This window comes from Psychrobacter muriicola 2pS, from assembly GCF_904846535.1.
GTDB classification, from domain to species: Bacteria; Pseudomonadota; Gammaproteobacteria; order Pseudomonadales; family Moraxellaceae; genus Psychrobacter; species Psychrobacter aquimaris.
The window spans coordinates 176,243-200,376 of record NZ_CAJHBC010000002.1; the positions used below are offsets into that span (position 1 = coordinate 176,243).

Annotated in this window: 20 protein-coding genes; 15 read left to right on the forward strand and 5 right to left on the reverse strand. The window is 43.6% G+C overall.

Features of this window, described 5'->3' with window-relative positions:
- Positions 1-29: 29 nt before the first annotated feature.
- The 5 genes from argE (at position 30) to JMX93_RS03175 (ending at position 5,441) form a co-directional block, all read left to right on the forward strand.
- On the forward strand, positions 30-1,283 hold the full coding sequence (argE, locus tag JMX93_RS03155) for an acetylornithine deacetylase (protein ID WP_499203824.1): 1,254 nt from the start codon (positions 30-32) through the stop codon (positions 1,281-1,283).
- A gap of 136 nt (positions 1,284-1,419) precedes the next feature.
- Positions 1,420-2,148, forward strand: a complete 729-nt coding sequence (locus tag JMX93_RS03160) for a LysE family translocator (protein WP_499203825.1) — start codon at positions 1,420-1,422, stop codon at positions 2,146-2,148.
- Between the two features lie 773 nt (positions 2,149-2,921).
- Positions 2,922-4,136, forward strand: coding sequence for an RtcB family protein (locus JMX93_RS03165; protein WP_499203826.1), 1,215 nt, complete (start codon positions 2,922-2,924; stop codon positions 4,134-4,136).
- Between the two features lie 132 nt (positions 4,137-4,268).
- Positions 4,269-4,514, forward strand: a complete 246-nt coding sequence (locus JMX93_RS03170; RefSeq protein WP_443558107.1) for a hypothetical protein — start codon at positions 4,269-4,271, stop codon at positions 4,512-4,514.
- An 87-nt stretch (positions 4,515-4,601) separates the two neighbouring features.
- Positions 4,602-5,441, forward strand: coding sequence for an SDR family oxidoreductase (locus JMX93_RS03175; RefSeq protein ID WP_499203827.1), 840 nt, complete (start codon positions 4,602-4,604; stop codon positions 5,439-5,441).
- Positions 5,442-5,625: 184 nt separating this feature from the next.
- On the opposite strand, the gene miaB is transcribed toward JMX93_RS03175, so the two are convergent.
- The gene (miaB, locus tag JMX93_RS03180) at positions 5,626-7,116 is read right to left on the reverse strand and encodes a tRNA (N6-isopentenyl adenosine(37)-C2)-methylthiotransferase MiaB (RefSeq protein ID WP_499203828.1); all 1,491 of its coding nucleotides are present in this window, start codon (positions 7,114-7,116) and stop codon (positions 5,626-5,628) included.
- 387 nt (positions 7,117-7,503) lie between these two features.
- Between miaB and JMX93_RS03185 the strand changes: the two genes are divergently transcribed.
- The 4 genes from JMX93_RS03185 to JMX93_RS03200 all read left to right on the forward strand — a co-directional run bounded on the left by JMX93_RS03185 (position 7,504) and on the right by JMX93_RS03200 (position 12,703).
- A complete protein-coding gene (locus JMX93_RS03185) occupies positions 7,504-9,660 on the forward strand; it encodes a lytic transglycosylase domain-containing protein (RefSeq protein WP_499203829.1) in 2,157 nt (718 codons plus the stop codon).
- A 576-nt stretch (positions 9,661-10,236) separates the two neighbouring features.
- Positions 10,237-10,869 (forward strand): ribonuclease T2, encoded by a 633-nt coding sequence (locus JMX93_RS03190; protein WP_499203830.1) that lies wholly within the window; start codon positions 10,237-10,239, stop codon positions 10,867-10,869.
- A 385-nt stretch (positions 10,870-11,254) separates the two neighbouring features.
- Positions 11,255-12,244: a malate dehydrogenase gene (locus JMX93_RS03195; RefSeq protein ID WP_173936711.1), complete on the forward strand. Its 990-nt coding sequence runs from the start codon at positions 11,255-11,257 to the stop codon at positions 12,242-12,244.
- Between the two features lie 219 nt (positions 12,245-12,463).
- Complete coding sequence (locus tag JMX93_RS03200; protein WP_499203831.1) at positions 12,464-12,703, forward strand: DUF2789 domain-containing protein; 240 nt, start codon at positions 12,464-12,466, stop codon at positions 12,701-12,703.
- A 99-nt stretch (positions 12,704-12,802) separates the two neighbouring features.
- Here JMX93_RS03200 and ribF read toward each other — a convergent pair whose 3' ends face one another.
- The gene (gene ribF / locus JMX93_RS03205) at positions 12,803-13,843 is read right to left on the reverse strand and encodes a riboflavin biosynthesis protein RibF (protein WP_499203832.1); all 1,041 of its coding nucleotides are present in this window, start codon (positions 13,841-13,843) and stop codon (positions 12,803-12,805) included.
- Between the two features lie 263 nt (positions 13,844-14,106).
- Between ribF and JMX93_RS03210 the strand changes: the two genes are divergently transcribed.
- Positions 14,107-14,712 carry a GNAT family N-acetyltransferase gene (locus JMX93_RS03210; RefSeq protein ID WP_193012493.1) on the forward strand — a complete coding sequence of 202 codons (606 nt, stop codon included), beginning with the start codon at positions 14,107-14,109 and terminating at the stop codon, positions 14,710-14,712.
- A 20-nt stretch (positions 14,713-14,732) separates the two neighbouring features.
- Here JMX93_RS03210 and JMX93_RS03215 read toward each other — a convergent pair whose 3' ends face one another.
- From JMX93_RS03215 to ampD, 3 genes are all read right to left on the reverse strand, one after another.
- Positions 14,733-15,344, reverse strand: a complete 612-nt coding sequence (locus JMX93_RS03215; RefSeq protein WP_499203833.1) for a hypothetical protein — start codon at positions 15,342-15,344, stop codon at positions 14,733-14,735.
- A gap of 109 nt (positions 15,345-15,453) precedes the next feature.
- Entirely contained in the window at positions 15,454-17,004 is a 1,551-nt protein-coding gene (murJ, locus tag JMX93_RS03220; protein WP_496191130.1) for a murein biosynthesis integral membrane protein MurJ, read from the reverse strand.
- 158 nt (positions 17,005-17,162) lie between these two features.
- Positions 17,163-17,750: a 1,6-anhydro-N-acetylmuramyl-L-alanine amidase AmpD gene (gene ampD / locus JMX93_RS03225; RefSeq protein ID WP_499203834.1), complete on the reverse strand. Its 588-nt coding sequence runs from the start codon at positions 17,748-17,750 to the stop codon at positions 17,163-17,165.
- A 246-nt stretch (positions 17,751-17,996) separates the two neighbouring features.
- Here ampD and JMX93_RS03230 point away from each other — a divergent pair, with 246 nt between their 5' ends.
- The 5 genes from JMX93_RS03230 (at position 17,997) to gshB (ending at position 23,898) form a co-directional block, all read left to right on the forward strand.
- Entirely contained in the window at positions 17,997-20,099 is a 2,103-nt protein-coding gene (locus tag JMX93_RS03230) for an Lnb N-terminal periplasmic domain-containing protein (RefSeq protein ID WP_499203835.1), read from the forward strand.
- 83 nt (positions 20,100-20,182) lie between these two features.
- A complete protein-coding gene (locus JMX93_RS03235) occupies positions 20,183-21,034 on the forward strand; it encodes an SDR family oxidoreductase (RefSeq protein WP_499203836.1) in 852 nt (283 codons plus the stop codon).
- A 50-nt stretch (positions 21,035-21,084) separates the two neighbouring features.
- Entirely contained in the window at positions 21,085-22,083 is a 999-nt protein-coding gene (locus tag JMX93_RS03240) for a hypothetical protein (RefSeq protein WP_499203837.1), read from the forward strand.
- 62 nt (positions 22,084-22,145) lie between these two features.
- Positions 22,146-22,856 carry an orotate phosphoribosyltransferase gene (gene pyrE / locus JMX93_RS03245; protein WP_499203838.1) on the forward strand — a complete coding sequence of 237 codons (711 nt, stop codon included), beginning with the start codon at positions 22,146-22,148 and terminating at the stop codon, positions 22,854-22,856.
- A 58-nt stretch (positions 22,857-22,914) separates the two neighbouring features.
- Positions 22,915-23,898 carry a glutathione synthase gene (gene gshB, locus JMX93_RS03250; RefSeq protein WP_499203839.1) on the forward strand — a complete coding sequence of 328 codons (984 nt, stop codon included), beginning with the start codon at positions 22,915-22,917 and terminating at the stop codon, positions 23,896-23,898.
- Positions 23,899-24,134: the final 236 nt, after the last annotated feature.

A 24,134-nucleotide genomic window follows, 5' to 3' on the forward strand; every position in this document is an offset into this window, starting at 1 on the left:
TTTATCATATATCGTGATAAGGATATTTTATGATCCAAGATACTAATGATACAGCTAGTAGTGATAACGTTAGCAATGACAAGCAGTTCAACAATACTGAGCATCCCAAACACAGCCTCGATTGGCTAACGCGCCTTATTGCCTTTGATACGGTCAGTCGACACTCCAATCTAGTTTTGATTAACGATGTAAAAGCGTACTGTGAGCAATTGGGTTTAACGGTAGATCTGACCTTTAACGAGGCTAAAACCAAGGCCAACTTGTTTGTGACGGTACCCGCTGGCGAAGATGCCGACCAAATTAATAACGGTTTGGTACTCTCAGGGCATACAGATGTGGTGCCAGTCGATGGTCAAGACTGGACGTCAGAGCCATTTACGGCGACGATACGTGGCGATAAGCTATATGGACGCGGTGCGTGCGATATGAAAGGTTTTATCGCGTGTGCGCTAACGATGTTGCCACAAGCAGTACAGTTGTCGAACAGCGGTCAGCTGCGTCGCCCATTGCACTTGGCTTTGTCGTTCGATGAAGAGGTAGGTTGTTTGGGTGCGCCATTAATTTTGGCAGACTTGAAAGCGCGTGGTATCACGCCTGATTATTGCATCGTGGGTGAGCCAACTAATATGGCGATGGTGGTCGCGCACAAAGGCATTGCCGTTTATCGTTGCCGCGTCCATGGTAAGTCTGCGCATTCGTCATTGACTGCCCAAGGCGTTAATGCCATCAGCTACGCGAGCAAATTGGTTGGCTATGTCGATACGCTTGCCGAAGAGCTCAGTGCGAGAAACGATAACGATGCATTGTTTACGGTACCTTATTCTACCTTATCAGTAGGTACTATACACGGCGGCACAGCCACCAATATCGTGCCTAACCTGTGCGAGTTCACCTTTGACTACCGCAACCTGCCGCACATGACGCAAGACGATATACTAGCGCCCATTCAAGCGAAAGTCGCTGAGCTAAATGCACAAATGCAAGCACGCGCTCCCGAGACTGGCATTGAGCTGATGCAAGAAGAAATCGTGCCTGCAATGACCGACGATGATAGCGCCGAGTTGCAATCATTGATAGCTGCATTGACAGGCGATGACGAGCGTCATAAAGTGGCTTATGCAACTGAAGGTGGTCAGTTTACCAATGCAGGCATCCCAACCATCATTTGTGGCCCTGGTAGTATTGAACAGGCACACAAAGCCGATGAGTATGTTGAATTGATTGAAATTGAACGTTGTGATGCGTTTTTGCAGAAATTGCTAACCAGCTGCACCATTAAATAGTCTATAAAAATGCCGAACATATGTATATAATGTGAGTAAGTAAAAGAAATACCGTCTTAATGGCGGTATTTCTTTTTTTGGCGATATGGCTATTAGTATAAGAACCATTCATATATAACAAAGTAGGGGTTAGCTGATGTCTTGGCATCTGTTTGCAGTATTTTTCGCAAGTACGTTTTTGATTTCCGCGACCCCAGGTCCCAATATGCTACTGGCGTTCCAATACGGCATGAACTATGGCGTGAAGCGGACATTATGGACGCTGGCAGGTCTAAGCCTTGGACTGTTTGTTTTGTTACTATCAACGCTGCTTGGACTGGATGTGATCAGTCGGCAGTCGCCTTGGCTCCTCACGATCATCAAAGCCGTGGGTGCGGCATACTTGATTTATTTGGGTATCAGCTCATGGCGTGATGCTGGCGATGGCAGCTTGATGAGCGATGCTAAAGAGTTAAGTGCAGAGGTGGAATCTGACTATACTGCCTCTGAGCGCGCACCTACTACACCGCAGCCACGTTCGCTCTCTAGCGCTGCCGTGCAAGTAGGTCCCAGTAATCTTACTTTATTTCGTACCGGTGTTTGGGTCTCTCTATCCAACCCAAAAGCTATTTTGTTTTTCGCGGCTTTTTTTCCCAAGTTTATTAATTTTAGTGCGCCACTATGGCCGCAATATATCTTACTGACCATTGGGCTATTCATGAGCGAGACCATTTGGCAGATCGTATATACGCTAGGTGGTAAAAAGCTAGCAAGCTGGCTTGATGTAGGAAATCGCTTAGCATGGCTCAATCGTGGTTGCGGTGTTATCTTTATCATAATTGCAGCAGCTTTGCTTGCTGAAGTAGTTAATAGTTTTATGGTATAAAAAGCTATTAGTTATTATCTAAAATAATTACTCTATTAAATAAATGGTCTTGATCATTACGTTTTTTAATTAATTTAAAAACTAATAGTTGACAATATTTTTTAAATCGTTATTATTATCTCACTGATTTATAGTCTTGCTATAAATTTCTAATAAATCTGCTACTGTCGCCCTGACATTAGCCACAACCTATGGAGGAATCATCGTGTCCTATATAACTGTTAAGACATTTTTAAAGACTGAATGTATGAAAAGCATGACAACAATGAAGACTTCGAAAAGGTTTGGCTAAATTTATATATAGCTATTGAGTGATGTTCTATCTATTCATATCAATGAATAGCCTCCTATATGTACTCGCTCCATCCTTCTTCTAAATCTACTTTGTTAAAATAGCGATGCGATAGTGCTAAGTAGTTTCGCGCTTGCCGTTATTTGTTTATCCAACATTCTGCTGTATCTTTATTACCAAAAAATTATTCACGCTAATATTTAGCGACTGTCTATCTGTGCGCATAATGTTTACGCCCTCATTTTTGGTATGAAAGATTCTTCTTTAAAACATCCATAATAAATCAGCCATGAATTTTTATTGATTTTTAATTAATAAAAATACGGTTTTTTATTGCTTATTATTTTTTAATTGATAATTTTATTTCTTATTAAACTTTGCGTTTAATTGGGATAGATAAGTAATGTCTAAAAAATTTAATAGGTAAATATAAAAATTATTTGTATGGAATTAAAAATAAAAAAATTGGAAAAAATAAGTAATGAGCATTCAATTAGTATTAAATAAAAATAGTAAATATGGCGTGCCTGTCAAGATTTATACCTCTGATATCGAGCAAGGCGCGATGCAGCAATTACGTAACTTGGCTCAGCTAGAGTTTGTACACTCACATATTGCGGTCATGCCCGATGTGCATGTTGGCAAAGGCGCAACCGTTGGCAGCGTGATTCCGACCAAGTCTGCCCTCATTCCTGCGGCGGTCGGTGTGGATATCGGCTGCGGTATGAACGCCGTGCGCTTATCCCTCACCGCAAGTGATTTGCCTGATAGCTTGAGGTCATTACGTTCAGTAGTAGAGCAACAAGTGCCTGTGGGTTTCAACATGCACAAGCAAATCCAAGCGAAAAACTCAACGCTTGACCCGTTAGGCAAACGCTTAAAGCCAATTACCGATAAGCATCCAGGCTTGCTCAAAATGCTTAAAGGTTTTGAGCGTACGTGGGCGAAGCAGCTGGGCACGCTTGGCGGTGGCAATCATTTCATCGAGCTGTGCCTAGATGAAAACAAAGATGTCTGGGTCATGCTGCATTCTGGCAGCCGCGGCATTGGTAATTGTATCGGTCGCTACTTTATTAATCTGGCCAAAAAAGAGCGCCAATCACGCTTCGGTCATGTGCCCGATCGTGACTTGTCGTATTTTGCCGAAGGGTCTGACAGCTTTGCTGATTATGTTGAGGCAGTCGGCTGGGCGCAGGATTACGCGCTAGAGAATCGCCGCGAGATGATGCGCTTAGTGATTAAATCGCTGCAGTCGCCACAAGCGGGATTGCCACGATTTCAGTTAACCAAAGAAGCCATCAATTGCCATCACAACTACGTCAATGAAGAGGTACATTTTGGCGAGCAGGTTTACGTGACGCGTAAAGGCGCAATCAGTGCCTATGCCGGTGAGCTTGGCATTATCCCCGGTTCCATGGGCGCAAAATCCTTTATCGTCCGTGGTCTTGGCACGGCAGAGTCGTTTTGCTCCTGCTCACATGGGGCAGGGCGACAAATGAGCCGTGGTAAAGCGATGCGCGCGTTCACCATTGATGAGCTAAAAGCGCAAACTGATGGTGTCGAATGTCGTAAAGATAAAGGTGTGATCGATGAGATACCTGGCGCGTATAAAAACATTGATGAAGTGATGGCCAATCAAGCGGATTTGGTCGAAGTGGTGCACACGCTTAAGCAAGTCATGTGCATTAAAGGCTAATACCAAGCCTGCAAATCATCTTAGCGTCGTCAAACTCGCTTAATGTACTGGATGTACAATTTGCATTCGTTTTTCTTGCTAATATGGTTTTCGGCATTGGTATCTAAGAAGAATTACAGAATAGGTAACAATATGAGCTTAAAAGAAACCTTAAAAAAGGCCAAGAAAATTGAACAAGCATTAGAGCGCCAAAATGATTCTGACAATAGTTTGAGTCAACAAACACTAGGCGTAGTGAAGCCTCGTAATTACTTGGCGCTTGATCCACTATTAAGAAAGGGCGGTATTCATGAAAAAGAGGATATCGATATCGTCCGCAAAAAACGCCGCCGTGAAACCAAGCAGCAGTTACGGCAGACAGACTGGTTCTCAGAGTAGCGATCATTCATTCTTAATTCATATGACTGGGTTTTTAAGTAAGATATTATCTACGATCAAGATTTAACAGACATAAAGGAGCGTTCTATGAGATTGCTTAATAAAGTTGCATTAGTTACGGGTTCAGCACAAGGCATTGGTAAGGCGATTGCTGAGCTTTTTGTAAAAGAAGGGGCAACGGTCATATTCAGTGATATCCATGATGATAAAGGGAGGCAAGCTTGCGATGATATTAATATCAAGCGTCAACAATGGCGCGAGTCAAAACCAGCAGAATATATGCATTTAGATGTCTCAAACGAGAGCGATTGGCAAAAGGCCGAGCAGTATATTCAACAACATTATCAAGGGTTAGATATTGTCGTAAACAATGCCGGCATTACTGGATTCTTGGAGACAACAGGCTCTCATGACCCTGAACACTTAGATATGGCAAGCTGGCACAAGGTTCATCAAGTAAACTTAGATGGCGTGGCGTTAGGTTGTAAGACGGCCATCGCGTTGATGAAAAATCGTCCAACGGATAAAAACAGCACATCGAGTATCATCAATATATCCTCTCGCTCAGGTATGGTCGGTATTCCTTTAGCGGCAGCTTATGCCTCAAGTAAAGCTGGCGTTAGAAATCATAGTAAATCAGTCGCCTTATACTGTGCGCAAAAGGGCTATGATATTCGCTGCAACTCCATTCATCCTGCCGCTATCTATACGCCTATGTGGGATGCGATGTTGGGAGAAGGCGATGCGCGTGAAGACGCTATTAAAGCCATTAGCAAGGACATTCCGCTCGGTTATATGGGTGATGTCATGGATGTGGCTTATGCGGCACTCTATTTGGCCAGTGATGAGTCAAAATACGTGACTGGCACTGAGCTGACGATTGATGGTGGCATTCTGGCAGGGAGCACGGCTGCCCCTAATGGCTAAAATTAATGAAACGCTAAAAATGATTCTGTACTACTGGAAGATTATGATAGAGACTACCTCAGAAGTAACCAGCAAATAATGAGCAGTCTTCTCAGACCGATCATTATTAGACGCTCACAAAAAAGCCGTTCGCTATCAGTAGCAAACGGCTTTTCTATTCTTACTCAAATTTATAACTTAACAGCTACGCTAATACTTCGATTAGCTCACCTTTAACCATATGCGGACTAACAAAATCAGTAATGCGCACGCTGACGATTTTACCAAGTAATTCATCCATCTTATCTTCGTCATAAGGGAACATGACCGTACGGGTATTATCCGCTGTACCGATTAGGCAATCAGGGTGACGATTGGCAATTTGTTCAACCAAGACGCGAGTCGTGGTGCCAACCATCTCATGCGTTTTGGCAAGCGTCGAGTCAATGATGACTTTTTGGAACTCAGCCAAACGCGCTTTTTTGGTCGTAAAACTCACATCATCCGGCAGCTCTGCCGCTGGCGTGCCCGGACGCTTAGAGTAGATAAAGCTATACGAGTGATCGAAGTTTAATTCTTTTGCCAAGTTTAAGGTATCTTGGAAGTCTTGTTCCGTCTCACCCGGAAAACCAATGATAAAGTCGCTAGATAAGTGAATATCTGGACGAATAGTTTTTAACTTATTGATCTGATTGACATAAACATCAATGGTATGGTTGCGCTTCATCGCTGCCAAGATAGCATTTGAGCCACTTTGTACTGGTAGGTGCAAGTGTGATACCAATTCTGGTAATTGTGCATAAGCATCAATGATATCATCGGTGAACTCAAGTGGATGACTGGTCGTATAACGAATACGCTCGACACCATCGACGTGCGAGACATAATGCAACAGCTCAGCGAAACGGCAAATACTGCCGTCGTCTTTTTCACCGCGATAGCCGTTGACGTTTTGACCGAGTAGGTTTATTTCACGCACTCCTTGCTCGGCTAAACTGTCAATTTCAGCCAACACATCATCAAGCGGGCGTGACAATTCTTCACCGCGGGTATAAGGAACCACACAAAATGAACAATATTTTGAACAGCCTTCCATAATAGAGACGAAGGCCTTATAGCCTTCTACTCTTGGCTCTGGTAAAAAGTCAAACTTTTCAATACTAGGGAATGACACATCAATCGTACCGATACGATTTTTAGGCGCGATTTCACGTTGCTCGTTTGATTGGTCATATAGTTCTGGAAGACGATGCAACGTTTGCGGACCAAATACCATATCAACGTAAGGTGCACGCTTTTGAATATTATCGCCTTCTTGTGAGGCCACGCAGCCGCCAACGCCAATGACAAGGTCAGGACGTTTCTCTTTTAGCTTGCGCCAGCGACCCAACTCTGAAAAGACTTTCTCTTGTGCTTTTTCGCGGATAGAGCAGGTATTCATCAGCAGCACATCGGCTTCATCGATATCGTGTGTGACTTCCATACCGTGTGAATCACCGAGCACATCCAGCATTTTGCCAGAATCATAAACGTTCATCTGACAGCCCTGCGTGGTGACAAAGACTTTCTTCGTCGCTGTTTTGACAGGTGCTTGGGCTGAACTTGATTCTTTGAGTGCAGTGACAGCAGGTGCAGTAGCGGTTGTTTCAGCGACAGCAGTGTCATCGATGCGGGGATTAAATACAGTAACACTCATAAGGATAAGTCCATGATTGACTAGAAATATAGCGTGATAGGTGATTAACAGGTGGCGTATTTTATCACAACCCTGTGACAATGTGAAAAATTAGCACAGACGATGAGTCAGTAATATAGTAAATAATTCGTAACAGTATCAATTGTTTACTGCTAATAGCAACGCATTTGGCAAAAATTATGGCTTGCTATCACTTCTATGTTACACCGTGCTATCGTATTTATTAACAAAAGGTAAAGGTGATGGTTGAAAGTGCAACGAGTATAGTATGATGAATGCAACCATATTAGCGCGATTGATTACATCGCGATTTACGCCGTTTTGGCATTGTTATTCTAAATATATTATTTAGCCAAATCATTTGGACACATTACAAAGAGAGTCAGTATGACAAAGCCGCAGGTTGCTCATAGCATCAAGGATAGAGAGTTTATTAAGCAAAATGAAGATGCAAAACGATTGAAAGCAAGGACGCTACGAGTAAGTGCGTTGAGTTTGGCGACGGCAGTAAGTGCGCTAGGATTGTCGCAAGTGGCTTGTGCAGAGCTGACGTGGGGTGAAGAGGACAGTTATCAGCAAGAAGATAGCTATCAACAAAACAGTGGTTATCAACAAAACAGTAGTTATCAGCCAGACAACGGTGTGAGCTCATTTACAGCAGCGGCAATTGCGGCAGATCGCGGTGATGTCAGTGCCCTATACAATTATGAGCAAGCAATGAGTGGCGGTTTGTTTGCCATGTATCCAACTTATTGGCGGATGAATTTAGATCTTAATTCGCAAAGTTCGGCGGCTGTATCACAGTTTGTGCGTCAATATCCAAATACCGTGATGGCAGAAAAACTAGTGGCTGATTTTGCTGAGACCAAAGCAGGCTCCAATGATTACGCCTCAGTACGCCAAGTCGCGAATTTGATTACCAATGCGGATGCCAGTGAGCGCTGTGCGGTTGCGCTTGGGTTTAATAATGGTGGTGACACCATGCGGGCTATGGCAGCCAAGTCTGAGGTTTGGTTGACGACCAAAAAGCAGCCCGCCTTGTGTGACCAGCTCGCGATGGAGATGAATAATAACGCGCTAATTAGCAATCAGGATCGCGCGGCTCGGCTCAAACGTATGCTACGTAAAGGTAAAACGGGCGACATTATGGCATTGTCATCACGTTTAGGAACGCCCATTGCTTATTCAGCATTGAGTGAAATTCAACTGAATTCGTCTGCCTTTTTTAGCCGTTTTAGTCAAGAACCTGCTAGTCAAAACAATCAATACCTATATCTATATGCCATGGGGCGCGTTGCTGACAAGTCTTACCGTGAGGCTGCATTACAGTTGGATTTTGATATTAAGCAAGACAATCAGCGTTCAGTTAAGCTGTTGAATGCTGAGACCCGTCGATATGCGTATCGTATCCTTGGCGTGCAACGTATGAATCATAATACTGATGATGGCTTTAATGCTGAGGCGGTCGACTGGTTCCGCAATAGCTTAGACGAAGACTTTAATTTTGAAGAAGCTGAAGACTATGCCATGGCAGCGATTCGCTTTAGCCGCTGGGATGATGTGGTCGAAGCCATCGCAAAAATGGATGTTGAAACCCAAAAGAGTGACCAGTGGCAATATTGGTTGGCTCGCGCTTATGAGCAATCAAGCGATGCTAACAAGCGTAATACTGCTAAAAAAATGTATCAAAACTTGGCAAAGAATAATGACTATTATGGCTTAATGGCAAAGGATAAAGTGGGTCAGCGCTTCGATGCCAGTCGTTTGGGTGGTAGTAATTTACCAAATGTCAGTACCGCAGATCGCGCACGTGTTATGCAAGATGCCAACTTTGCGCGTGCTTTTGCTCTATATAATGCCGACGCCAGCCGTGCCTATGCCAATCGTGAATGGAACTGGGCGGTAAAGCAGGCGCGTGACAAGCGTGATGACAACTTGATTATTGCCGCCGCTCGTCAAGCCTATGATATGGGCTGGCTCGATCGAGCAATTTATGCCGTTGATAACACCGATAGAGTAGACAGCTTGGCGTTATCACATCCGATGCCGCATCAAGATGCAGTCGTACGTTATAGTCAGTCTGCAGGTATCGATCCTGCTTGGGCTTATGGCATCATGCGTCAAGAAAGTCGTTTTGTTACATCAGCACGCTCAAATGTTGGTGCCAGTGGTCTGATGCAGGTGATGCCTGATACGGCGAAATATATTGCTCGTAACTTAGGTGAGACTTATAGTGCCAGCCGTGCCAATAGTGGCGATACAAATATCCGCTATGGTACATGGTATATGGGCGATATTTTTGGCAAGCTAAACAGTCAGCCTGTGTTGGCAACGGCTGGCTATAATGCCGGTCCGAACAATGCCAAGCGTTGGCAACCAGTATATGGTTCGCTCGCAGCCGACCAGTACGTCGAGTCGATCGCCTTTCCTGAAACCCGTAATTACGTCAAGCACGTGATGGAAAATGCCACCATTTATAGCAGTCTATTAGGTCGTAGTCAGCCTATTAGTCAGCGTATGGGAACGATACCTGCCTCGTTCTAAAATGCTAATGTATAAACCAAAAAAACCATTAATGAGCAATCATTAATGGTTTTTTATATGTTGCTTTTTACAGTGTAATCAAAGCTGGCTTTGCCTTAACGCGACGTTCAATTCAATGATAATGGCATGCTAACGCTGCGATATTTTCGTATTGTTGATGCCATCATTAGCTTATGTTTACGTTTCTGCTATAGATTAAAAAAAACGTTTTGCTACCATTGCATCAATTAGTGTCTTTAATACGTGCTGATAATAAGTGCTTATCAATCAATGCACACATCTTTGTTAGCTCTATTCTTAGTTTCATCAGTGTTTATACGTCGAACGCTATGATCTAAGCGATAGCCCATGTTTTTATCATTGCTAGATGCCTTCAGCCCTATGATCAAAAAATATTTCAATCTGTCCATATTATCCAAAGTTAGGCATCAGTCATCTATTCAGCAGATGCAGGTGCGCTCGCTATCTAATCTGACATCAGATTTAAATCAATCGAAAAAACACTCAGTGACTAAAACTGTCAAGTGTTTGGGTCAATACTATGCAAGCTCGATAACTAATAAACCTATGGGCAAAATGAATACGACGCTAAGTATCGGTGCATTCGTGATGTTGCAAGGCATGATGCTGATGCCCGTACATGCCGCGAGCGCTGTCAAAAGCGGACAGCGTGTGTTGATGATTGAGATGACACCAGCATTGTGTAGCATACAGCCGACACGTGCTCGCATGCGTCAATGCTTGGAGGGTTACTCCTTGACAGTATCAGGTCTAGATATGGGATATGGTGAGCGCTGCGGACGCGGTAGTGAGCCACGTCTGACACCGCTTCAATTAAAAGTCGTCAACCGTGTCATGCCTGATACGACAGTGCGTAGTCAAGCTTGGCAGCGTCATGGGGCTTGTAGTCCACTCAGTGCCAGTAGTTATTTTCGCCAGATTACCAATTACGCTAGCGCATTAAAGCTACCAAATGAGCTTAATACGGGTAACAGTTATACGGTGTCTAAATCTCGATTTATCAGTCAAATGACCCAGCTTAATAGTGGTATGTCCTCAGACAGTATTGATTTGATTTGCCAAGCGGGCAGTCGTCGTCAATCAACATTGACTGAGATTCATATTTGTTATGAAGGTAGCGAATTTGGCACATGTCATAATGTTGTGGATAATTGTGGCAGTAAATTCATCATTTCAGGTGGAAAGTAGTTTTTTACCACCTTTTCAAACGTCTTTTATCAGTATTCGCTGACCTTCTTTAGGATATTTATAAGCAGCGATTTCTAGCAATATTTGCTTATCTTAAGTGTCATATTATTGTATATAACGCTTCTAAATGTTGTTATCAGCTGCCTTTTATTACTTTCTAACACTATATCCGTATAGCTTTATAGTGGGTATAAAACTCCTTCCGTATAAAATGTAACAATATAATCAGTGGTCGGCGTCTTATTGTCTCTAGACGATTTGCTGAACGAAGTGCTACACTAGCTCTCGGTTTATGACTGCTATATTCAGTAGGCAAGTCGCTATCTACAACGATAGTCATCAATTAGAATCATGAATTATCTAATCTATAATTAGGGAGTATTCAATGTCAATGAAACAGCCTTTACGTGTTGCCGTCACTGGTGCCGCTGGTAATATCAGCTATGCTATGTTATTTCGTATTGCATCTGGCGAGATGCTAGGTAAAGATCAGCCAGTTATTTTGCAATTGCTTGAAATCGCTCCAGCACTTGACGCCCTAAAGGGTGTGGTCATGGAATTAGAAGACTGTGCATTCCCTTTATTAGCGGGTATCGTTCAAACTGATGATGCGACCGTTGCATTCAAAGATGTTGACTATGCTCTGTTAGTAGGTTCACGTCCGCGTGGTCCAGGTATGGAACGTAAAGATTTGCTAGAAGCCAACGCTGCGATTTTCTCAGCGCAAGGTAAAGCATTGAATGACGTTGCAAGCCGTGACGTAAAAGTATTGGTTGTTGGTAACCCTGCCAACACCAACGCTCTAATCGCTCAGCGTAATGCACCAGATCTGGATCCACGCAACTTTACTGCGATGACTCGTTTAGACCACAACCGTGCCATGGCGCAGTTGGCTGGCAAAACTGACAGCACAGTAAATGACGTGAAAAAAATGATCATCTGGGGTAACCATTCATCAACTCAGTATCCAGACCTGACTGCTGCTACTGTCAACGGTAAGCCTGCGTTAGATTTGGTTGATCGCGAATGGTACGAAGCGACTTATATCCCAGAAGTACAACAGCGTGGCGCAGCAATCATTAAAGCACGTGGTGCATCATCTGCCGCTTCTGCTGCCAATGCTGCTATTGCACACGTACGTACATGGGCATTGGGTACTGATGAGAACGATTGGGTATCAATGGGCGTTTATTCAAACGGCGAATACGGTATTGCAAAAGGCTTGATCTACTCATTCCCATGCACATGCACTAACGGCGATTGGTCTATCGTAGACGGCGTTGATGTGTCATCAGATTTCTCTAAAGAGAAAATGGCAGCGACTGAGCAAGAGCTTAGCGAAGAACGTGATGCGGTAGCTCATTTACTACCATAAGCAGCCAATGTAATAATGTCATAAAGCTGTTATATAGAAATTGTTCTAAAAAAGCCCTCTAATGTAGAGGGCTTTTTTGTGTGTCTTGCATGACTATTAATACAATTGATAACGTTAGATACACGTTGATTAACAGCTATTAAAATAAAGCTTGCTACAATAAATATGTCAATTTGGATAATAAACACAATGACACTCGTATCATTTAAGGAGAAAAGTATGTTGGGTGAACCAGAATACAATATGAATGAATTATTTGCACAGTTGGGACTTGATAGCTCAGATGCAGCGATTGATAGTTTTATTGAAAATAATCAGTTGGGAAAAGAAGAGAAGTTAATAAAAGCGAGCATTTGGACAGACAATCAACGTGCTTTTCTACAAGAAGAATGGGAAAAAGATGCGGAATGGGTAGAAGTCATCGATGACTTAAACGTACGTATGCATCCAAATGCTTAGAAAAGCTACCATTAATTAAAAACCCACTAACGTTATAAACGCTGTGGGTTTTTTTATAAATTATAGATATCGAGGCTCGCATTTAAGCTTAATAGCAACCTAACTGGGCTGCTGCTCTCTCCACTCAATCAATGTTTTCACATCATTATGGATGCCTGTTTTTAATGCTTCTAAGCCATCGTAATGTCGTTCACCATGTAAATAATGCAAAAAACGAACCTGTAAAGTTAATCCATATAAATCAGCACTTAATTCTGGGAAGTGCACTTCCAGCCGCCAATCGTGTTGTTTGTTGACAGAGGGTCTAGTGCCGATATTGGCTGTCCCAAATAGGCTGTTTGAACGTAATCCTGAGATACCTGATTTGCCATCTATAGCAAGTGCCGTTAAGCCATCAGCAATCACTTGCCCATCATCGTCAAGGCTGACGACATCAACAGCAAATATACCATGCAGGGCAGGTTTTAAACGCTGTAGGTCAATATTCGCAGTAGGGAAATCCATGGTGCGACCAATTTTATCGCCACCAACGACCAACCCTGTAATCGCGTAATCGCGACCAAGTAGCGCATTAGCTGCGTGAATATTACCAGCCAATAGTAAGTCACGAATGCGAGTAGAGCTGATACGTGCCGCTTTACCGCTATCATCGATGACGGTATGTAGATTGGTCACATCTAAGCCATAATTCCGCAAAAACTGACTGTCGCCAGTACGATCATGACCAAATTTAAAGTCATCACCCAATACTAAAGCTTTGACATTTAAGCGTAGGGCTAAAAGATCCGCAAATGCTTGGGCTGATAGCGAGCGAAATTCCTCATCAAATCCTGCCACAATCAAGGTCTCAACGCCATACTCTGCTAATAAGGCTTGTTTTTCAGCGAGATTGGTGAGGCGAGCAGGTGCAGTAGCTGGTGCAAAAAACTCACGAGGCTGTGGCTCAAATATCATGACAGCAGAACCAAGATTTTGTGCATGGGCAATATCACGGACTTGTTTAAGCATCGCTTGATGACCAAGATGGACACCATCGAAGTTACCGATAGTGAGCACACAGGGCGGTAAATCTACTGGGCTAGTATTTGCAGTCAAATTACTTGGCGAGGCAATCAGTTGCTCAAGAAAATAGGTGTTCATAAATTTTCAGCTATGATGGATGAAACCAGATAAAAAACACACCCATACCAAAATCAATGTGTTTAAAATCAGCCATTATAAAGTAAAATGACTATACTAACATCCTATAGTCTGCTGACAATAAAAGTATGGTGCTATTAGTTCTGTCATCTTAAAATAACGTGATGCTTGTGTATATGCTTCTATAATGACCCTCTTTATAGATGGATTGTCTTACAAGAATTATCACTAATAGGCTACTATTTAATAACTACGGAGAACTTATGTCCGCTGCTGCCTTAAATGCTGTACCAGCTGTTTTATCGGAACATTATCTTACTGATGAGGTTGTCGTGCAGCGTGCAAGTGAAAAAGACTTGTCAGAGATTTTGGCGATTTATAATCAGACTATTGCAGGTAAACAAGCCACTGCCAATCTCACCCCAGTGACTTGTGAAGAACGTACGGATTGGTTTGATGAGCATATAAAGAGTCCGACGCGTCCTATTTATGTCGTAAAAGTGATAAATAAGGCCACTCAGAGTGCAGCACAAACAGAGACAGCAGCAATCGTCGCATGGGGGAGCTTTAGTGACCTTTATGCACGTCCCGCTTATCATATCAGCACCGAGATTAGTATCTACTTGCATAAAGATTATCATGGTCAAGGACTGGGTAGCTTATTGACATGCTGGATGTTGACACAAGCACCAAACCTAGGCATTCATAATGTGATTGCGCTTATTTTTGCGCACAATCAGCCAAGCTTAGGGTTATTCCGTAAGCTTGGTTTTGAGCAATGGGGATACATGCCAAAAGTGTGTGATATGCAAGGTTTTATCGCTGATGTCGTGATGCTTGGTAAAGCCGTTATATCAGTTGAGGTTTAGTACAAAGCACCTGATGTGTCTTAACCTAAAATTTTCCATTGACCTTCAATTTTTTGTAGCTCATAGGTCAACGGTGCAGGCTCGCTTTGTCCTTTGAGCATCAACTCTCCAGTGATGGTAGCACGGGTTTTATCATCACTGTATTTAGTATCAGTAATAGTGACGCCATCAACGGTTTGCTGAAAGGCATATTGGGTTTTAGCCAGCTCTTCTTCGAAGTTTGCCATATCCACTTTATAATATTTAGCGGCTTCTTTTACGTCGCCATAATACAAGCTATCTAGTGCTTGCTTTACAGTATCGTCTGGGGTGCCAGCTTGGGTTGGATTGGTGATTAGGCTTTTTTGCTTGGTCGCAGAAGTGACTGGGTTGATATTATCACTATCAATCGCCGTTTCAGCTTTACCACTGTCAGCCATCTGTTCGCTTTCCACTGCTGACGTTTGATTAGCAGCATCGTTTTCAGTATCAATACTTTTATCAGAACTGCCTTCAGCGACCGCTGCCGTATTTTCGTTACTGCTAGCCGTCTTATCGTTGTTGCTACAAGCACTTAAAAGCAGTCCAGTGCTAAGGACACCAGCAGTCAGGATGGTTGGTAAGCGTAGCAAGGTTGCTTGTTTGGTTGTCATATTAATCCTCAAATTTCATTTATCCATTAATGGTCAATTATGGCAACTATCCGCGTCATTCACTATCTATTCTCTTACTAAGCTTGTTTTGGTTTCGTAAAGAAGCTGCTTAACCATGCTTTAGCTGACGCGGACGGAAACCAGTGGCTAGTAATACCACGCCATAAACCAGTGCCCCCACGGCACACATAATGAGCAAAGCGGCGATACGTCGCCACTGCGCATCATCGCTAGGGAAGTAAGGCAGCATGACATAAAGCACGCCAATCATAGCGCTGGTCGCAATCGCAAACTGGGTGAATAGTTTTTTCCAATGACTGCCAAAACGAAAAATATCGCGTTTATGTAAGAAGTAATATAATAAGCCTGCGTTCACAAAGGCCGCGCCTGTGGTTGCTAATGCCAAGCCGCCATGCAGCGGAATCTCTAAGAAATAAAATATACCGATGAAAATGACACTAAAAACCATATTAGCAAAGACAGAAATGATACCGATTTTTACTGGTGTTCTGGTGTCTTGACGGGCAAAAAAAGCAGGGGCAAAGATTTTAATAAGCATAAAGCCTAAAATACCACCAGCCATACTACGTAGTGCTAAAGAACTCATCTGCGCATCGCGTAAGGTAAATTCACCGCGCAAAAACAGCGCTTGCATCAGTACATCGGCGAGTATAAATAACGCTGCTGATGCCGGAACACCGACTAAAATGATTAAGCGTGCCGCCCAATCAATGGTCTTTTTAAAGCTAACATCGTCTTTTTTGGCTTCACTTTTCGATAAACTGGGCAAAATTACTGTACCGATTGCCACGCCAATCAAGCCTAATGGTAGCTCACTCATACGCTCTGCGGCATACAGCCAAGAAACCGAGCCGCCAATCATTAATGAGGCAAAAACGGTATTGAGTAGTAGATTAATCTGAGTGACAGAGACGCCAAAGATAGCAGGCAGCATGAGTTTTAAAATACGGCGAACGCCTTCATGCTGAAAATCGATTTTTGGTGCGACCAGCAGCTTTTGTTGCCATAGCTGCGGCAGCTGTAGTAAGAATTGCAACAATCCTGCGATAGCGACGGCATAGCCTAGCGCCATGATAGGAACATCGAACATAGGAGCAAAAATTAGCGCGCCACCAATCATACATAAGTTCAATAACACGGGTGCAAAAGCAGGCGCAGCGAAGCGTCCGTAGCTTTGTAAAATGCCACTGGCAAAGGCGGTCATAGAAATAAATAGCAAATAAGGAAAGGTCAGACGCAGTAATTCAGCAGTGATGGCAAACTTATCGGGTTGGTCGGCAAAACCAGGCGCGAATAAAGTCACGACCCAAGGTGCCATTAAAATAACAACCACGGTAAGCATCGACAAGATTAACAACAGAGCGCCTGAAGTACGACTGACTAAGATTTGTACCTGCTGCAAACTATATTTTTCTTTGTATTCGGATAGCACAGGGACGAAGGCTTGACTAAAAGCACCTTCTGCAAACAGACGCCGCAAAAAGTTTGGGATTTTGAAGGCGACCAAAAAGGCATCCATCAGACCACCAGCGCCAAAGACGCCTAACAATACGACATCGCGTACCAGACCTAAGATACGAGACAGCATGGTCATACTACTGACCACCATGGTTGAACGAAATAACCGACTTTTTGCCATGAGAACCTATTATGCCAAGTTGTTTGCTGATTTGCTGGTGTCGAAAAACTGACGAATTATATCACTTTCATCGCTGAGATAAATGGATTGGATGTGGAATTGATGCGTACGGTTAATAGAGCTTTTGACATGGCTGACAAAATAATTATCCATACGACTTAATCCTCAAGAGTGTTGGCGACCATCTCACGCAATTTTGCCCATTCAAAATAATCACCGGGATCCGTTTTGCGACCAGGTGCAATATCGCTATGACCTGTCAGATGACGACGAGTTTTGGGGTAGGCGGCATAAATTGCATAGACCACCTTTGCAAGTACCTCATATTGTGCGGCAGTGAAGGACACAAAATCAGACCCTTCAAGCTCAATGCCAATGCTATAATCATTACATTCAGGGCGACCCAAGTAGCTAGAGCGTCCAGCATGCCACGCGCGCTCATTAAAATTGACAAACTGAGTAATCGTGCCATCACGCTCGATAAATAAGTGAGCCGAAACCTCTGCGCCTTTAATCGTTTGAAAATAGGGATGTGCCTCCCAGTCTAGCTGATTGGTAAATAATGCTTTAACGTAATGAATGCCGTCAGCATCATGCGCTCCGAACTCGTTTGGCGGTAGGCTGATATTATGAATAACAATAGTATCAATACTCATGTCTGCTGGTCGCAGATTGCAGTTTGGTGACGCAAGGTATGTGGCTGCCGATAATCTGCCATCATTAATCGTTATTGGTGTTATGGACATAATATTCTCTTTTATCATGATATTAATAAGTGTGCATTGATTGTCAGTTGCTAGCCATTTTTTATCAATTAATAGCTATTCTGATAGTAGCAACTATTGATAAATAGTCACTTTGACTAAGGTATTTCAATGGTCTAGCTTGTATATGGTTTTTGAGATTATTTCGGTGGACGATCCAATCGGCATTATCAACCAGCCATCAATCACGCTATCGGCGTATGAATAATAACGTGCGAGGTTTACCCCATGTCTCTAAAGCCTAATTTTTTATCTGTAGATTGTACCCTAACTACTATGAGTCAACGAGCGTGTTTACCACTTGTTATTGCAGGATTGCTGCTCTCTGCACAAGCGCAAGCTTTTTTGCCAACCCCAGCATCATTAGTAACGACAGGGGCATTAGCGCCTACGCCTCAAGCTGCTGCAATCGCTAATAATACGCCAGATAATGACGCTCCAGAAGATACCCAAGGGCTAGAAAAAAGCACCGCTGAGCAATTATTAGCCAAGTGGCGTGAGCAAGCAGCAACACAAAATTTAGCCCAACATACGACATGGCGACGTTTGTTATATTTCTTTGACGATCAAAAGAATCTGATTGGTAAGAAAAAAGACACCAGCATGGTTGATGAGGCTGACTTTTTTTTAAGTGAGAATGGACAGCATGATTCAGCTGCCGAGCTAGATGCATTACTCGTCGCTCTCGCTAATGAGGTAGCGACAACGAATAACCGTACTGTTAAAAAAAATACTGCTAATAATTCGGTATTATGTCGTTTTCCAGCCCGCGTACAATGGCTGACCAATACATTAGGCATTGATAAGACGGCGCTACAAGTTGACTGTCCGGAGTTGAATGAATGGATGCAGAAGATCGCCCCCGAGCAGCTATCTATCATGTTTGCCCAAGAGTATTTAGACAACCCTTTATCGGCCTTTGCTCATACTTTATTACGTATCGACTCAAAAGCGAGCGTGGCTGATCCGAGCCAGATTCATCATGCGGTTGCGTTGAATTATACGGTTGGTGGTAATCCAAAAGACAATTTTGTGGTGTATGCCGTCAAGTCAATGACTGGCCGCTATGATAATTTGATAGAAATCGATCCTTATCCAGAAAAGCTTGCCAAGTATCTGCAAAAAGATGAGCGTGATGCATGGACATATCAATTAGATTTGACTCCAGCGGAAGTGCAGCAGATTATGTTACACGTTTGGGAAACCAAAGATTTAAAATTGCCGTATTACTTCACCACTGATAACTGCGCGTCTGAGATTTTACGCTTAATTGATGTGGTGCGACCGCAGCAGCATTTATTAAGTCGTCTACCTTATGCGGTTATTCCCTCAGATGTCGTGCAATTACTTGATGATGAGGGCTTACTCGCCAGCACCAACTATACTCCTTCTGATAGTACTTTACGCCAATCACAGTTGAATAAGGTCAAAGAGCAGCGTGAGCAATTCGGCTATCACAACAGCGCTAAACAGACGATCAATGAGATTAAATCTGCCCAACTCAATGCTGTTTCGAGCATGTCAGCTGACGGACAAACATTATTGCAGCCTAATATAGCGGTATCAGATAACAATCCAATAGATAGACATCCGCTGCAACTGGCTCATATTGGACTAGGGCAGCGCGGTGATAATAACTATATCGATTTGGGCTTACGAGCGGGCTACCATGATACCCTCGATCGTCCCTCAGGATTCCCACAGTTTTTTGATTTAGAAGGCGCATCTGCGACTTTGCGTTTGTACGATACCGATAATGACAAAGCCAATCAGCCAAACAGTGTGGTTTTGCAAAATTTCACGTTGATTCGTGGGCGGTCGTTTAATCCAGTAAATTCTGCCAAAAAAGGCAAAACGTGGGGCGCCAGTATCGAGGCGACGCGCGTTAATGATGGCTCTCAGCAAGAGGGCACCGATCATTTAGTCGGCAGTTTGGGCTACGAGACGGGCTGGTCATGGGCGTTTGGCACGCCTCGCACAGGTACGGGTGAGATGCCTCCTCAGCTATGCTACACCTTTTTGTCCGGCACAGCGCAAGCAGGGCGTGGTATCAATAAAGGCTTTCGCGTTGGTGCAGGCGTGAATGCAGGTTGTCGCTATCAGATTAACAATCAGTTACGCGCGCAAGCTGAATTGCAACTGCCATATTGGTATCATGGCAGCAGCGATGAGTCTAATGTCCGTGGTCATTATTGGCAGCCGATCTCAAGCTTAGGCTTGCAATATGATATCGATAAAAAACAAGCGTTACGCATTAATGCCAATTATGAATGGCAAGATCGTGTTGATGTCAGTGAAGACATACAGCTGTCGTACAGACGCTATTTTTAGTACTTATTATTAAACAGATGCATAGGTTATTAAAAAGATGTATAAGCAGTCATTAGAAGTGGCATTCGAATAAAGGATAAATGATGAGTACGCAAAATCTATTGATTATCGGTCAAGGTGATATTGGTTTGCCAGTCAGCAATCAGCTGGCACAGGACGGCTTAAATGTCACAGGTTTGGCTCGTGGTGAGCGCCATCATTACTCTTTGGATGATAACGCTGAATTTATGCAAGCCGATGCATTAACTCTGACGGCTGAGCAGTTGCAAGATTTTACGGCGATAGCAATTATCGTTACCCCCGATGACTATTCAACCAGTGGCTATCACAACAGCTACTTAGCAATTAGCCAGCATTTGGCAACGCTTGCGGACAAACTCACCAACCTTTCGCGCATTGTTTTTATTTCATCAACGGGTGTTTATGGGCAAGATAATGGTAAATGGATTGATGAAGATACCGCGCCTGTGACGCCAGAACGCGAAGCATCGCAGGTGATATTGCAGGCAGAACAAGTCTTGCAACAAGGCTTTGGTGATAAAGCCATTATCATTCGTCCAAGCGGTATTTATGGACGCGCGCGTCTCATGCGCTTACGCAAAGCCCGCGAGCCACACAAAGAGGCAGTGGCAGCAGCGCACTGGAGCAATCGAATTATGGATCGCGATTTGGTCACTATCATTACTAACGTACTGACTATCCATGCGCCCAAGCCCCTTTATATTGCTACTGATTATACGCCAGTCACGACTTTTGAGTTAGGCGTTTGGTTAAGTCAGCAGATAAATGAAACGCCTCCTGCGCTTGACGATAAAAAAGTAGCGGTTACGGGAAAACGCTTGCACAGTAATATTCCATTAGCTTGGTTGGCATATCCTGATTGGCAAGTCGGTTACCGTGATATTTTACGCCATCAAGAACAACATCAAGAGTAATATGCCAGTTTGATTTGATTGTTTCATCTTTTATAGCTTATGGAGATTTCATGACCCAGCCTTCTACTTCTGACAACCATTTGCCCAGTGCTAACCTTACAGCAGTAGGCGGTACAATTTCAGAAGGCAATGCTGAGCAGTCGTCTATCTTGCCAGATAGTACCCAACCTGCGATTGTGCATCCTAATTTTGACCCGAGTCGTTTGCCACTTGATCCTGCCAGACCCTTGAGTGATATTCCAGAGCCTGCCAGGCGCCTAAATGGTCAGTTGCAAAGGCTATATGGCCGCTCTGCGCGTTTTTATCAGCCTAAAGAACACAGTTTGTCAAAATGGGCGCTGATTGCTTCAGAAGTATTGGGCGAGCATCTGTCATTACTGCGGGCGGCAGAGCTTGTCGAGTTTCCAGACAGTTTTTATCACAACCATAGCGCGCAACCATTATTATCATCATTAAATGCTATGACTTTGCTCGATATGGCCGATATCCAGCAGGTGCTTCGTGCTTATCCAAAACTACATCGTTACGGTTTTGCACTGAATGACTCTCCTGCAAGTACTGAGACTAGTGTGAGTAGCGATGCTAAAAACCAACAGGCTTCTTTACGTGCATTGACCAAACGTTATAATCCAGATGAGTTGCTCAACAGTGTTTACGCCGAAGATTGGCAGGTGGTTTTGCAGCCGCAGCAATTTGAGACAGGCGAGGGCAGTTTGGCTACTGACATTATGGCGTGTAGCGTTGCTGTCCATGCATTGAGGCAGTGCGATACGCGCAAAAGTATCAATCATCGCTATAGCGCTGCGCAAATCTGTCAGCACATACGCAGCTATCTGCTGAGTCAGATCATTTGTGAACCATCGCAACGTCATGCCTACCGTCAAATAAGGGTTTTCACAGGACATGTTATTGTTGCCGCGTATCATTTAGGCTGGGAGATACAAGTGAGTGATGACGGTCAGTGTTATTTTAATCTCTCATCGCGCAGTGGACTATTGACCCGTTATCCTAATATGCAGGATTACGACATCAATGGTTGGTCAAGCTGATCAATAATGCGTACAATAACGCCAATTTTTTTGCTCTTCTTCTTGTCAATAGGAACGCTTCCATGCTTAATGCCCCAATGCCTAATGCTCAACACCCTTCTTTCTCCTCACATCAATTTATCCAACTGGCCTTAGACAATCAAGTCCTTAAATTTGGCGAGTTTGTCCTCAAGTCTGGTCGTATCAGTCCGTATTTTTTTAATGCAGGCTTGCTGGCGTCGGGTGAGATGTTGTCGTTGCTAGCATGTGGTTATGCCGATGCCTTGGCTGAGCAAATGGTGGCTAGTCATAACGGTACAGATGAGCAGGAGTTGGTGATCTTTGGTGCAGCGTATAAGGGTATTCCTTTTGTGGCAGCAACCGCGCAAGCCTTATGGATTCATCATGGTATCAATGCTAAGTGGGGCTATAACCGCAAAGAAGCCAAAACTCATGGCGAAGGTGGTAACTTAGTAGGCGCTGACGTTAGTGGTAAAGCAGTGTGGGTGCTCGATGATGTCATTACTGCTGGTACGGCGATGCGCGAAGTGGTTGAGATTTTAGAGCAAGCGGGCGCTAGCGTTGCCGGCATTATCGTCGCCCTTGACCGTAAAGAAAAAGGTCAGGCTGAGCATTCTGCTATTCAAGAGCTGGCATCGACATTAGAAGTACCGGTGCGCGCACTCGTCGATATTGATGATTTAATCAGTTACTTGGCAGATGACAGCAGCCAGTATAAAGATGCGACCCAACTTGCCAAGATGCAACATTATCGCGCGCAGTACGGCGTATAGTTGTGTACTGAGTTTGAAGCTGTTCTATATTAATAATATAACGTAAGTGAGTCTTGTTATGAGTCTGGAAAATCAAAAAAAATTGTTAAACATACTCGTCATTATGGATCCTATCGAGCAGGTTAATTATAAAAAAGACACGACCCTTGCGATGATGTGGTCGGCGCAAGACCGTGGGCACAGCCTTGGTTACTGTCAAATTCATGATTTGTGGTTAGATCGTGGACAGTTGATGGTTGATACGCAGTCAGTGACCGTCAAGCGTGACCCTGAGGATTTTTATTCATTAGGGGATAAATCGACAGCGCCAATCAGCGATTATGACGTGGTTTTGATGCGTAAAGATCCGCCGTTTGATATGCGTTTTATTTATGCCACTTATATGCTTGATCATGCCAAAGCCGCAGGCGTGCTAGTGGTCAATGACCCACAAGCGATACGTGATTGTAATGAAAAGCTATTTGCGACGTGGTTTAGCGATTATATGAGCCCAACGATTGTGACCAGTAAACAGGCGCATATTCGTAAGTTTATCGCTGAGCAGCAAGACGTCATTGTTAAGCCATTAGATGGTATGGGCGGTACGGGGATTTTCCGTTTGACCGCAGATAGTCCAAATATCGGCGTCACGCTTGAAATTTTAACTGAGCTTGAAACCTTGCCGATTATGGCGCAGCGCTATTTGCCAGAGATTAAGGAAGGTGATAAGCGCGTGTTGATCGTCGATGGAGAAGTGGTCGATTATAGCTTGGCGCGTATTCCTACCAAAGGCGAAACGCGCGGTAATTTAGCGGCAGGTGGTAGCGGTGTTGCGATGCCGCTCACCGATATCGAACGTCAAGTGGCAGAAGTAGTCGCACCGATTGTCAAAGAAAAAGGTCTAATGTTTGTCGGACTAGATTTAATCGGTGGTCGTATTACTGAGATTAATGTCACCAGCCCAACGTGTGTTCGTGAGATTGACGACCAATGTGGTACGGACATCGCGACAGACTTTATCATCGCCATTGAAAATAAACTAGCAGTTTGCGCAACGCTGTAAGGATAGAGTGATTTATCACTAAGCTATGCGCACAATACTTAAAAAACAGTGTGCTAAGATAGATTGATACACAGCATCTTTTAATAGCCCATAAAAATGCGATAAAACGTCATTAACAAACGATGCTTTTATGGTTTCTCGATAGTATTTATAACAGCCAAGTCGCGATTACTCACGGCTTGGATTTTTGTTATTGACAGTGCATAAAGTGCTATATATCAGACAACGATTTACAC

What these genes read in the sequence shown, in the direction of transcription:
- miaB (WP_499203828.1), bottom strand. Translation starts at nt 7,116, where the DNA reads ATGAGTGTTACTGTATTTAATCCCCGCATCGATGACACTGCTGTCGCT.
- gshB (WP_499203839.1), top strand. Translation starts at nt 22,915, where the DNA reads ATGAGTCTGGAAAATCAAAAAAAATTGTTAAACATACTCGTCATTATG.
- JMX93_RS03160 (WP_499203825.1), top strand. Translation starts at nt 1,420, where the DNA reads ATGTCTTGGCATCTGTTTGCAGTATTTTTCGCAAGTACGTTTTTGATT.
- argE (WP_499203824.1), top strand. Translation starts at nt 30, where the DNA reads ATGATCCAAGATACTAATGATACAGCTAGTAGTGATAACGTTAGCAAT.
- murJ (WP_496191130.1), bottom strand. Translation starts at nt 17,004, where the DNA reads ATGGCAAAAAGTCGGTTATTTCGTTCAACCATGGTGGTCAGTAGTATG.
- JMX93_RS03230 (WP_499203835.1), top strand. Translation starts at nt 17,997, where the DNA reads ATGTCTCTAAAGCCTAATTTTTTATCTGTAGATTGTACCCTAACTACT.
- JMX93_RS03210 (WP_193012493.1), top strand. Translation starts at nt 14,107, where the DNA reads ATGTCCGCTGCTGCCTTAAATGCTGTACCAGCTGTTTTATCGGAACAT.
- ampD (WP_499203834.1), bottom strand. Translation starts at nt 17,750, where the DNA reads ATGTCCATAACACCAATAACGATTAATGATGGCAGATTATCGGCAGCC.
- JMX93_RS03195 (WP_173936711.1), top strand. Translation starts at nt 11,255, where the DNA reads ATGTCAATGAAACAGCCTTTACGTGTTGCCGTCACTGGTGCCGCTGGT.
- JMX93_RS03170 (WP_443558107.1), top strand. Translation starts at nt 4,269, where the DNA reads ATGAGCTTAAAAGAAACCTTAAAAAAGGCCAAGAAAATTGAACAAGCA.
- JMX93_RS03190 (WP_499203830.1), top strand. Translation starts at nt 10,237, where the DNA reads ATGAATACGACGCTAAGTATCGGTGCATTCGTGATGTTGCAAGGCATG.
- JMX93_RS03165 (WP_499203826.1), top strand. Translation starts at nt 2,922, where the DNA reads ATGAGCATTCAATTAGTATTAAATAAAAATAGTAAATATGGCGTGCCT.
- JMX93_RS03185 (WP_499203829.1), top strand. Translation starts at nt 7,504, where the DNA reads ATGACAAAGCCGCAGGTTGCTCATAGCATCAAGGATAGAGAGTTTATT.
- JMX93_RS03235 (WP_499203836.1), top strand. Translation starts at nt 20,183, where the DNA reads ATGAGTACGCAAAATCTATTGATTATCGGTCAAGGTGATATTGGTTTG.
- JMX93_RS03240 (WP_499203837.1), top strand. Translation starts at nt 21,085, where the DNA reads ATGACCCAGCCTTCTACTTCTGACAACCATTTGCCCAGTGCTAACCTT.
- JMX93_RS03215 (WP_499203833.1), bottom strand. Translation starts at nt 15,344, where the DNA reads ATGACAACCAAACAAGCAACCTTGCTACGCTTACCAACCATCCTGACT.
- pyrE (WP_499203838.1), top strand. Translation starts at nt 22,146, where the DNA reads ATGCTTAATGCCCCAATGCCTAATGCTCAACACCCTTCTTTCTCCTCA.
- JMX93_RS03200 (WP_499203831.1), top strand. Translation starts at nt 12,464, where the DNA reads ATGTTGGGTGAACCAGAATACAATATGAATGAATTATTTGCACAGTTG.
- ribF (WP_499203832.1), bottom strand. Translation starts at nt 13,843, where the DNA reads ATGAACACCTATTTTCTTGAGCAACTGATTGCCTCGCCAAGTAATTTG.
- JMX93_RS03175 (WP_499203827.1), top strand. Translation starts at nt 4,602, where the DNA reads ATGAGATTGCTTAATAAAGTTGCATTAGTTACGGGTTCAGCACAAGGC.